Below are 10,470 nucleotides of genomic sequence, written 5' to 3'. Positions count from 1 at the left end.
GGCGCGCCCAGGAGCTGCCAATCTGGCTGCATCAATACAACTGGCACCGACCCCATGGGGGTATAAAATCTCAAACAGCAATCAGCCGACTCGGTCTAACCGAGGACAACCTCTTGAGGCTCCACACCTAGTACTCAAGTGCCTCGCGGAAAATGATGTAGAAGACGTGCCACAGTAACCGGTACCGGTACCTTGGTCGCTTCAATCCCGACTAATGCCCCCGGGTCCTCCCCCCTCCCGCGACGCTAGGCGGAGCGTGTGCTTACTGTTGCGCCGGGCGTGATGGGTAGTCTGGCCGACCGGTCCGGCAGCCGTTAACGGCGGCGAGGCACCGCCAGCTCCGCGCGCATCTCATATTCTTCGATGATGAGGCCGCCAAGCTCGCTGCCATGGAAGACGCCGGTGAGCTGACGCTCGATAAACTTGTATTCGGCGCTGCCTTCGCGCGCGTGCTTCAAGCGATAGGCCAGATCGGCGATCGTGTCTTCCAGTGCGATCTCTTCGGCGGTCTTCGGAGCGTCAGGATCGTAATTGGTCATTGTCCCCCCGCAAGAGTGCGGCAGACGACCGTCCTTCCACAGCAACCCATTTTCGTCGCAGGCATAGGGATCGCTACCGCACCGAATTATTCTACCCCAGCTGAGAGGAAACAACCACGGTGCAAAGTGCACCCCATCTTGGCGGCTTGGGCGGCTACGTCCCTCCACTTACGGACCGGCGAAACCCAGGCGCTTCATCGCCCGCATCACCGTCATTGGCGACCAGGCATCACCACCGCGCGGTGTTGGAATGTTGCGCGCGGTCAATTCCGCTGCAATGTCGCGCAAGGGCATCCACATCTCTTGCAGGATAGGCCTCAGGATCGCGTCGCGAGCCACTGTAGCCTCGATGACCATCTTGCCGAGGTCGGGGTGGCTCGTGCCCAAGAGAGAATGGCTGCTCAAGGGTGTGACCCTCAGAGAAATGAGCGGCACTATTAAGGAACGGCACCGCTCCTTCTTGACGATCGGCGCCGCGCTATGCCCTTTGGGACGGACCTATCACGTTCTTGACCACCATGGCTGCGATGCCCGCGAGCACAGCCTTTGCCATTGGGGACGCCAGGATGTCGGTGATCGGATTAGACGTTGACGCTTGCTCCTGAGGCTGAGGGTCGCCTCCGCCGAGCATATCCCGGAGCTGCCCTGGCGTCTTATGCAGATCAGTAAGCACCTGGCCCAGTTCCTTCGGTTCGGGCGCCACCTTTCCGGGCAGCGTTACGCCACGAGCGGCAGCGCGGTCCTGCAGCATCTTTACGAACTCCGCTCGTTCTTCCGGCGACAGTTTGCTCAGCGCCTCTTGCGCCGCCTGAGCGTACCGGTCTGGCGGGACAGCGTGTGACACTTCAGCATACCGCTTCAGAACCTCTTGATCGGAGTAACCTTGGGACGGGTCTCCTTGTTCGTATCGATCTACGAAATCGCTGTACTCTTTCTTGCGTGGCCCACCGGCGAGTAACTCGTCAAGGAATCCCATGTGCAGCACTCCCTTTTTGCATCAGTCGCCGCCACGACGACCTGATCGAATTGTCAAGTCCATGGTGTTCTAGCCGCCTTGTTGAAGCCACGGCGGTTTCCTCCAGACTGACTGGAGATCGGCAGCTATTCCATGAAGGGCAGAGAACCGGCGTTTGATCTGGATCAATGTACTGACACTTGCGACAAACCGTCCCTTTGGACAACCGGTAGCGGTGCCTGATCGCGGGGGGTGGGATCCGTCCCAGCTCGCGACTTCACGCGCTAGCGGCGGCGATACCCACTCAAAGCAGTGGCTCACGGCACGGGTCGTACTCTGGTCGCGAGCACTTGTATCAAAGGACAATTGCACTTTCTGGTGTTGTCCCGTTCCATGAGCACGCTGCATCACCAGCCCGATACGCCTTCCTCAGCAATTCTGCCGCTATTTGTGGCACTGCTGTTGAGGATCACAGATGGCGTCGTGCTGGCACAGGGGTGGCACGCATGACATCGATGGAAGACTTCATCCACAATGAGAATCTGATCATCTTCAGAAGACGGCTTGCCGATCCGAACATCACGGACAAACAGCGACAGATGCTCACAGGGCTGTTAGCGCGAGCGCAGGCACGAGACGTTCACGAAAAACAAGGCGAGCCCGAGGATCGGTAAGCGCGCCAGACTACGGGACTGGCAACCGGCGAGGAAGGCCATGTCTATGGGCGATCTGTTCCTCACGACGGCGTTTTCCTGACTGAGGTCGGAATTTTTATCGCGTTGGGCCTGTTCTGACAGCAGCGCTAACGTAGCGGTTATTCGCGAAGCGGCACCCGCGACGCACCCTATCAGCGATCATTGCGGAAGGCGCGGCGTCGACGTGCGGCCCGACTTCAGCTGGAATAGGCCTGTGGTCCCGGCTATGGGATACCGATGAAGCTCACCACAGAACGGCCCTACGCTCGCCGCCGGCATCGAGCAAACTGTCTCAAAAGACAAATGGCGGATTGCCTCCCATTGTTCCTCGTGAGGCACACCGGAATAGCTTTCGCGAAGCCTGTTTGGCTTCCATGCAGTTTGCGGGTCTAGGGTGCCGCCTTCGGTGAAGAATGCGTTGGCACCTGCGGCCGATACTTCGGCCAGTCCGTACCCATGGGCAGCGCAAAGCTTCGCCAAGGCTGTCAAGGAAGCGCCGTGATACCAGCCGCGCGGGTGCTTTTCGTGTCGATCGAACGCGGGATCGTAGGGCACTGTAATTGGCGCCAAGCCAAGGCTGGAATTGTATTCGACGCAGATTACAGACGGCCGAGTATCAATCAGCTCACGCAGGAACCAGAAATCATTGCCGTCGACATCGATCGATAGGACTCCGATCTTGGGGAATGCACTCTTGATAAATTCAAGATTATCGACGGTCAGGAAGCGCTCCTCGATCTTGATCCGATCGGGAAGAATGGCGCGCGCGTCCGCGATCTGACGAGCATTGCCGTCGACCAGAAGGCCGTGCCAGTCCGGGTTTTGGGCGAGCCCGATGCAGTTGAACTGGACGGGATGAAACCCGAACTCAACGAACGTTTTCGTCAGAATGCCGCGAGTGAGGCGATCAAGAATTTGCGTCTCATCAGATTGCCCGCGCGCGCGAAGCATCTGCGTACGATAATACAGCCGCCGCAATAGCGCGCTGTTGCGGAACAAGTTTCGCATTTCATCCCCGGCACTCTTCGCAGCCGCGTTCAACACGGCTTGCAACTGTTTCTTCTAGCTAGCTCAAATCGCGGGACCGAAGCCCCGCATTTTCGTCCCTCTACCAGGGAAGAAAGATCGCTATAAACACAAGCAGGGCAATGCCGACCAGCATCTCGGCAAAGCGCACGACGGATTTCGCTGAAAGCCTCAACATGGCTGTCGGGTCCGTTCACTTACTCTGACAAAGCCGTGCCTCGATTGCCTCGACCGCCATCTGACAGTCTTCGGCGACCTGCAAGAGACCGGCGCGCTCAAGATCCATCGAAGCGAACTCTGCATGCTCCCGGCAGATTCGCTCCAGCCTCCGCAATTCATTTAGCTTCTTTAGCTCGGCCTGATTGTTCTTCTTCATTCCCTCAGCCCTCGAGGGATGGCTACCAACAGGTACGAGTTCGGCAAATAGCACCTTAGGTCAATACGCCAGAGTTCCATATAATGGCCCGCCAGCGTGAACCGGCGGGCCTCTCTGCTCTATCGATATTGCTCAGGCATCAGGGCGCTGTAGAGCCTAGCGAGCGCGAGGCTTCCCTTGATCGCCCATGCTGCGAGCCTAATCCGCGCTCGCATGACTAGAGCCCGGATCAGGCGCATAGCTCAGGCTCCCGGCCGTCATGCTCGTGCTCGCGATCTTCACAGCCGCCCATGCAGCGCCAGTTCGGCGACTAGTTCGGGCGGTAACGGAATATCGAACTGGACTCCCGTCTTTTGCCTGCGCATCGACAGCTTGCCGCTCTTGACGTGCTGGCGTCCCATCCTGACGGCATCGGCTCGCGCGTGCCCAGTTTGTAGGATCAGCTCGAGCGCAAGCCTCGCGGGCGGCGTGCCTGTATTGGGCACGCTCCATCATAGGCGCGGCCGAAGCGTCTAAGCAGAACAGAGCCAACTAGCTCGGCACAGGACGTAGCGCGCGCCTGATGCGCGCGCCCGACGCGTCGGAAAATATTGAAGGCCGGGCGTGCGTGTGTGGCCACCTTGTGCAGGTCGGCGGTGTTCTGTTCAATGGCACTGACGAGAACGAGGGTTGCGATGCGCACGCTACGTTGGACAGTCGTGGTGGTGGCGACGATCCTGGCAGGCGCTCCGGCCACGGCTCAACGCTACGATCCCCATTATCCGGTTTGCCTCCAGAAGTGGGGGCAGACCGGCGCCATCGCCATCGACTGCAGCTATACATCGTTGGAGCAGTGCCGGGCGACGGCGTCGGGACTCTCGGCGACGTGCTACGCCAACCCATATCGGCCGCAGGCAGATCAGGCATCACCGGGCCGCGTCCCTCGGCGACAAGGCGTCTACTAGTCGGACGGTGTAGCCGCGAGTGCAGCTCCTTCAATCCACGTGCGTCTATCCACGAGTCCCGACTGCCGGTGTGCCCGTGCGCGCATGATGCGCGCCCCCTCAGAACTGTCTCAGAACTGTGATGCGCGGCACAGTCAGCACGGCGTGGTGTTCCTAGAACTGCATGATCCAAGACAAACTTTGCTGAGCCCGATGGGGACCCCGATGACCATCATCTTCCTGACAATCGCATGCGCGGCCGTTCTTAGCCCGCTGCTCTATTGGGAAGCGCACCACGCCAAGGTTCAGCCAATGATCGCCCTTCCCAACCCGCAAAGGAGAGCAGACCATGAACGACCGCGACCATTTGGAAGCAGTTTGCGTCGAACTTCGCGATGAGGAAGTCGAGGCCGTGAGCGGAGGGGTCTCCGACCTCGGCAAGTACATCACAAAGGCGGTTGACGAGGCTATCAGCGCTGCCATCGGAGGAAACTCCGGTAATCCCGGCAACCCCGGCATCCGACCCTTGTGAACGTGCCTGATCAGAGGAACGCCACCTCGATCGGCTGATGTCACGCCGCCACGTCCAGTGCCACTCCGAGCCGAAATCCGTCCAACATTCGGCTACGCCCTATAAGCAGTGCGGAAAGCGAAACCCATCGAGGTGTCGAACGACAAGCCTGATGGGTTTCGCAAGTGCTCTACCCTACGAACTAAGTGCACTGTCGCCGCAATTCAGAGCCTGGCCGAGACCTTCACGGTCACCTCGACGGTTCGCGTGATCGGCTGATTGAGCGCGTTCAGGCCCTGACGGGCATAGGTGAAATGATCGTCTCCGACATATCCGGCAGAGGAGACGTAAACCACCTGGCCGCCATTGATCGACACGCTCCCGTTGCTGGGACGCGAGACCAGCTTCACGCTGTGAATCGGACCTGCGGATCGCTGCAAAGCGATACTGCACCGCTTGCCGCTGACGACATACATTGTCCCGTTCACGGTCTGATTATCAAGCGTGCGGATGTACGGCACGACGCATGTACCGGCCAAGGCAGGACCGGTAAGTACCGACAGCAAAAGACAAAGCAGTCCTGCAAACCTGATCATGCTTCCCTTCCAAATATTGATCCGCGTCCAACGATAGAGCTGGTCATTTACAAAAACAATCAGCGCCCGGCTTGTGATCCCGCGCCAAATACCGTCTTTTCGCGACGTGGTTTGAGCGTGGAAAGGCTGGAGTGCCGCAGGGGCCTGCGTCAGCCCGTAGATGGGTGCACTACCCCAGCGGTGCGGCGTAGAACGCACCAGCGGCCGTTACTGAGTCGGGCAGGCCATGTATCGTCACAGCGTGAGCCCGATCAGGAGAGTGTGTGTCATTCGCGCGCTGATCGCTCTAACAGCTCTCGTCTCGCAATGTCTGCCGACGATTACCAATCACTCCGAAAATTGGAGGCTTGAGCAACACAGATGCAACACGGAAGACTCGAGCTATTGATGTCATTCAATGCCGAGCGGATTTCGCATCCGTCAAACCGTGATTTTCGATGGTTTTGACCGGCTCAGCGAGTGTGCGCGCGGTCACGGAATAATCGGGGTGCTTTCTTCACTCTCCGCTCCATGGCCGCACAACCGGCGAGGACGAAGATGAACCTGGACCACGCTCTTAGTCTCATTACCTTCGCGAACGGAGTGCTGCTGTACGTCGTGCTCGTAACCACGCTACGGCGCCGGCTTAGGCGCACTCCGTTGCAAATCAGTCACAGAGGAAAAAGCCAGACGCGAGTGAAGGCCGCGGTGTATTCCTTGAGCCCACAGTCTCGGGCAGCAACGAGAGTGCAGCCATGACCAAACGCCAGCTCATGTTGACCGGAGTGATCTTTGTTTCCTTGCTGATGACCGGCCATGCCGTCTGGGATCACTTTTACGCCTCCGACAATGGGAAGAGCACTTGGCAGATAGCGTGGGACCACGCGATGGATCGCAAGGACTTCATCGAGTGGGTTCCAAAGGGCTTGAAGGCTCTGGGCAAGATTCACCTGCGGCCGTAAACGCCGCGAGCGTTTCGCAGCCTGAGTTGCGAAATGACTGGTGTTGTCCGAAGCACCATTCCGGACGGGATGTTTGACAGGCACACCTTCCGCTGCGTGGGGATGAATGCTTCGCTCGACGGCAAGGCCACCGGCACCACGGTATGCGAGGCCATTGATGAGGATGGCGATAAGCGCTTGTCGTACTTTTCTCTTGGCAGTGATGGCAAGGTCGCCCGGGAGAATGTCGTGGGCACTGGAAAATACGAAGGCATGGTCGCGAGCGGCACGGTCCTGCCGCTGGGGCCGTTTCCAGTGATCAAAGCTGGAACGTTTCAGGACTGCAATCATCAGAGCGGCACTTACAAGCTGAAGTAATAGCAGCACGAGAAATGCCGCCATTTGAGCGGCGGCACTTCTTTTGCGAGGCACGCGCGAGCGCGCGCCAGTGCGCGTTTCGTCTGCCAAGCCTGCGGCAGCCCGGCGCGGATGTCCGGCCGGACTTCAAACTGAGGCCTCCAGTTGCGGCTATGGGATCTCGGTGAAGCCTATCCCAACGAGGTGCCTCTTTTGAGCAATCGTTCCTTCCCGGCTTGGGGACCTATGGTTGAAATCGCCCGCCGGGCTTCCAGCCCCAGCCCCGAGAGCAGGCGACCCTACCAAGCTTCCCGCAAGGTGGGGTCGCTGCCTTGTTGGGGACTCGCGGAGGGGAATTAGGACAGTGTGAGATTTCTTTCATTCATACGGGAGGCCACATGACCGACGAGAGACTCGCCCGTCTGCGTGCCCACGATAAGAACATCAGCCGATATCGACGCCTGCTTAAAACCAATCTGTCAGATCTTGAGCGCCAATTTTTGGAACAGCGCCTGAGCGAGGAAAAGTCTGCTGTCGAGAGCCTGACCCATCCTGCTTTCCACCCCACGGATTGAAGACCGTCTGGACCATGACGTTGCCGGTCTTGTTGCTGCCGTGACCGCGGCCGAGGTGCCACCAGATAGACGATCGCCAACCGACCCAGGAAGGAACCCGGCGCGTTTTGCAGGGTTGGCTGATCAAGTGTTCGACTCTTACGAGTGGAGGTGATCCATGAGCACCGTCAAGACAGCAGCCGCGCTCTTTTTTGCCGGCACGATATCGTTGGTCAGTGCATCCGCTTCTGCCGCACCCCTGTCATCCCTTTCCGGATTAGCGAAATCGACTGAGAATACGGTACAGGTTCGCTGGGGTGGTGGCTGGCACGGTGGTGGCTACGGCTGGCATGGAAGAGGCTGGGGTATAGGCGCGGGACTTCTTGCAGGCGGTCTGATCGCAGGCGCCCTTGCTGCCCCTTATTACGGTGGCGGCTACTACGATCCTTATTATTCCTACGGCTACGTGTATCCGGACCCCGGGTATGGGGATCCCTACTATAGCGGAGGATACGGGTATCCACCCGCCTTGCCCCTCCGCCTCGCTTCTATGGGAGCCCCTACGGAGGTCCCTACTGATAGGCCCGCTTCGGCCCTGTCACAAACCTGTGGCATGAGCCTTGCTAATTGAAAACCAACTGGGATTTCAGTGCCCGGTTTTGAGACAAGAGCGCTGCCGGGGGGACTGGCATTTCGAGCCCGGCAGCGCTTGTCTTATCGGTACTCCTTGGCGCTGTAGAGAGCTTGGCAAGAGATTGCCCTTATCCGCCACACCGGACGCGCGACGACCTCATTAAGTCACCAGATCAGCGGCGACCGCTCGACGTCAAGGTGCGCTCATGCCGGCAGACCGCAAAGCCTTTCCGCGCGCATCTTCAAAATATGCGGTCGCGCCGATGAATACATGCCGCCGGTTCACGCCGGCGGGCTCGCTACGTCCTGAGAGCGTCGACCGCGTGGGCGACAAGAACGCTAATGCTGAGTACGATCAGGCAAACAATTGCGACTTGAAATAACATCGGAGTGGTTTCTGTGTGGCCAAGGGTGAGCTGCTTATAAGCTGTCACATTTTGCCAGCATTTGGCCGAGCTGGCGGCGCCTTGGTGTTCACGTCGTTACAAGTTTGCAAGGTCTAAAATGCCAGCCGGCCAACGCGCACAAGCATCATTGGCCCCCCTCCTCGGCCACCAGGATAAGCGCCTCCATTGCCGCGTGCCATTCTGGCCGACCGCGCATGGCTTTCGGCAGTGCCGCACGCGGGCATACAACTCGCCTGACGTAGCCGCCGATGCCCCACCTTTGGCGCCTTGGCTGCAAACATCCCTAATTCGGTCTCCCCAGCTTCCTGTTGCCGCCACAAACAGAACTCACGAATGCGTGACCGCACAGGGGGAAAAGATGCGCGCACAGAGAAGAACATGGAAGGTTTTGGGGGCCCAACGTCGTGAGCCAAATATCGAGCAACTCCAGCTGGATCTGGCGGCGGTCAATAGGTGCATAGAGATCCTCGAAAAAGCCGATGCCAATCCTCACGACGTGGAGGTTCTGACTTCTCATGCGCTGACCATCGCCGAACAGATCGATGAGGTGCGCTGGTCGAACCCCGCGCAGGCGTTGGACTGGTTGTTCGAGAAAGCGATCCCGCAAGGTCGCTGAATCAGAGCACTGACTCAGGCAGATGAAAATCGGGCGCTAAGCGTAGCTGTCCTGGAGCGCGAGCGGCCGCGGCTTTTCGTTCGTGATTAGCTTCGAGCGCCGAGCGGTCCCGGCCTTCACGGGCAGCCCGGCTTTGTGGCCTCGTGGCGCCCGCCTTATCTGAATACACCCGCCATCAAGGTGGGCAGTTCGCCCTTCAAAACTTTCGCTGACGCTGAGAAAGCCTGCGAATCCTTCCTGACGCATCTAACGAAATGACAGGCCCGAGCCAGCCGAGTGTGCGACGCGAAACGGAGGCCTAGCGCTTTTCATTCAGCGGGTGCATTCTGGAGTGGCTGGAACTGAGAGAGGGCGTCGTTATGCGTCACCCGTCCAAACCGCTGCTTCACAAAGGGATCGTTTACAAGGCCGGCACGATCGGTCTCGGGTTGCTCCCCATAGCGATGGCGTTCGCTGCCGTCCTAATACCCTGATCGGCACGTCTGCCCCGCGAGGCGCAACTTGATCCGCCGCGACAGATTAGCCCGACCCACCACCGTCGGTACGTGCTAAATTGTGCCCTCTAGCCTGTAGAGCCTCGGCATTTTTCTTGCGAGGCACACGCGGGTGCGCACGCCAGTCGTTAAGCTAGTCGTAGTTGGCGAGCATCCGTTCTAGCGACGGAGCCGCGGTCCTGGTTGCGGCAGGAGGCACCAGAACCACGGCGGTCAGGATGTGCAGGATGCAAAAGCCGACCGCGATGATCGCCAACAGCGTATTTTCGCTCAGTGCCGGAAGCTGAATGAAGGCGTTCCGTTCCGATTTCTCACTCATCGACATTGTCAGGTCCCTTGAGGTCGGGCGTATTGGAGATTGCCCGCTGATCGGACTCCGCGATGAGATGGGCAAATTGTCTTAGGACGCGCTCGGCCTGTCGCAGCCGCGAGCAGTGCAAGGCTTCGAGCAACCAGGTCGAAAGGCTTCTCCGTTGCGCCTGACGCTCGAAATTTGCTTGAGGCACAGAGAGGCCGGTCGTTGAAAACGACGCCTGTGGCATCGGTCAAATTCCACAATTGAGATCGGAGAGCGGCGCATTTGATGCATGATCATACGCGGGCCCTCTGGGCTCCTCGCCCACGCAGTCGGTACCATGCCGGTGCGCGGGACGTTGTGCCGTGCGTATCAACCGGCATTGATATATTTTGAGGATGCTCCGCGCCCCGCGGGACACGACTAGCCAGTCGCCTCACCTCCCCGATGCCAAGCTGCCGGGATGGTCACTCCCCTTCCGAAAAAATACGGCTGTGGCGCACACGCCACGACCTCTGAGAGAACGTCGCGACGTGCCGACCGTACAATTGCAGGGGATTCAGCGAATCACTT

Annotated in this window: 15 protein-coding genes and 1 pseudogene; 8 read left to right on the top strand and 8 right to left on the bottom strand. The window is 59.1% G+C overall.

All coding sequences use genetic code 11. The features are described 5' to 3' along the window. Positions 1–131 (top strand): annotated as a pseudogene (locus tag Q2941_RS38265) (IS481 family transposase); the annotation flags it as partial. Between the two features lie 183 nt (positions 132–314). Here the strand turns inward: Q2941_RS38265 and Q2941_RS38260 are convergent. The 3 genes from Q2941_RS38260 to Q2941_RS38250 form a co-directional block, all read right to left on the bottom strand. Further along, positions 315–584, bottom strand: a complete 270-nt coding sequence (locus tag Q2941_RS38260; RefSeq protein ID WP_458195716.1) for a hypothetical protein — start codon at positions 582–584, stop codon at positions 315–317. Between the two features lie 123 nt (positions 585–707). After that, positions 708–944, bottom strand: a complete 237-nt coding sequence (locus tag Q2941_RS38255; protein WP_458195715.1) for a hypothetical protein — start codon at positions 942–944, stop codon at positions 708–710. Between the two features lie 73 nt (positions 945–1,017). Continuing rightward, positions 1,018–1,515: a hypothetical protein gene (locus tag Q2941_RS38250; protein ID WP_051390146.1), complete on the bottom strand. Its 498-nt coding sequence runs from the start codon at positions 1,513–1,515 to the stop codon at positions 1,018–1,020. A 485-nt stretch (positions 1,516–2,000) separates the two neighbouring features. Here Q2941_RS38250 and Q2941_RS38245 point away from each other — a divergent pair, with 485 nt between their 5' ends. Continuing rightward, positions 2,001–2,168 (top strand): hypothetical protein, encoded by a 168-nt coding sequence (locus Q2941_RS38245; protein ID WP_156944782.1) that lies wholly within the window; start codon positions 2,001–2,003, stop codon positions 2,166–2,168. Between the two features lie 180 nt (positions 2,169–2,348). On the opposite strand, the gene Q2941_RS38240 is transcribed toward Q2941_RS38245, so the two are convergent. From Q2941_RS38240 to Q2941_RS38230, 3 genes are all read right to left on the bottom strand, one after another. Continuing rightward, positions 2,349–3,233, bottom strand: coding sequence for a hypothetical protein (locus Q2941_RS38240; protein ID WP_371260559.1), 885 nt, complete (start codon positions 3,231–3,233; stop codon positions 2,349–2,351). Between the two features lie 175 nt (positions 3,234–3,408). Next, complete coding sequence (locus Q2941_RS38235) at positions 3,409–3,591, bottom strand: hypothetical protein (protein WP_035664644.1); 183 nt, start codon at positions 3,589–3,591, stop codon at positions 3,409–3,411. 278 nt (positions 3,592–3,869) lie between these two features. After that, complete coding sequence (locus Q2941_RS38230) at positions 3,870–4,076, bottom strand: site-specific integrase (protein ID WP_027527253.1); 207 nt, start codon at positions 4,074–4,076, stop codon at positions 3,870–3,872. Between the two features lie 162 nt (positions 4,077–4,238). On the opposite strand from Q2941_RS38230, the gene Q2941_RS38225 reads away from it, so the two are divergent. Further along, complete coding sequence (locus Q2941_RS38225) at positions 4,239–4,535, top strand: DUF3551 domain-containing protein (RefSeq protein WP_458195714.1); 297 nt, start codon at positions 4,239–4,241, stop codon at positions 4,533–4,535. Positions 4,536–4,863: 328 nt separating this feature from the next. After that, positions 4,864–5,046: a hypothetical protein gene (locus Q2941_RS38220; protein WP_027527254.1), complete on the top strand. Its 183-nt coding sequence runs from the start codon at positions 4,864–4,866 to the stop codon at positions 5,044–5,046. 203 nt (positions 5,047–5,249) lie between these two features. Here the strand turns inward: Q2941_RS38220 and Q2941_RS38215 are convergent, their stop codons facing one another. After that, positions 5,250–5,819 (bottom strand): hypothetical protein, encoded by a 570-nt coding sequence (locus Q2941_RS38215; RefSeq protein ID WP_458195713.1) that lies wholly within the window; start codon positions 5,817–5,819, stop codon positions 5,250–5,252. Between the two features lie 536 nt (positions 5,820–6,355). On the opposite strand from Q2941_RS38215, the gene Q2941_RS38210 reads away from it, so the two are divergent. From Q2941_RS38210 to Q2941_RS38195, 4 genes are all read left to right on the top strand, one after another. After that, positions 6,356–6,562, top strand: a complete 207-nt coding sequence (locus tag Q2941_RS38210; RefSeq protein WP_027527256.1) for a hypothetical protein — start codon at positions 6,356–6,358, stop codon at positions 6,560–6,562. Between the two features lie 33 nt (positions 6,563–6,595). Next, the gene (locus Q2941_RS38205) at positions 6,596–6,919 is read left to right on the top strand and encodes a hypothetical protein (RefSeq protein WP_458195712.1); all 324 of its coding nucleotides are present in this window, start codon (positions 6,596–6,598) and stop codon (positions 6,917–6,919) included. Between the two features lie 377 nt (positions 6,920–7,296). Further along, positions 7,297–7,473 carry a hypothetical protein gene (locus Q2941_RS38200; protein ID WP_198031916.1) on the top strand — a complete coding sequence of 59 codons (177 nt, stop codon included), beginning with the start codon at positions 7,297–7,299 and terminating at the stop codon, positions 7,471–7,473. Between the two features lie 1,377 nt (positions 7,474–8,850). Further along, complete coding sequence (locus Q2941_RS38195; protein WP_458195711.1) at positions 8,851–9,108, top strand: hypothetical protein; 258 nt, start codon at positions 8,851–8,853, stop codon at positions 9,106–9,108. A gap of 627 nt (positions 9,109–9,735) precedes the next feature. On the opposite strand, the gene Q2941_RS38190 is transcribed toward Q2941_RS38195, so the two are convergent. Next, entirely contained in the window at positions 9,736–9,921 is a 186-nt protein-coding gene (locus Q2941_RS38190) for a hypothetical protein (protein WP_254112355.1), read from the bottom strand. Positions 9,922–10,470 lie beyond the last annotated feature (549 nt).

It is taken from the genome of Bradyrhizobium sp. UFLA05-153, assembly GCF_054185185.1.
Note: the sequence above shows the minus strand (reverse complement) of the source record. Positions and strands in the feature narration are given on the sequence as shown.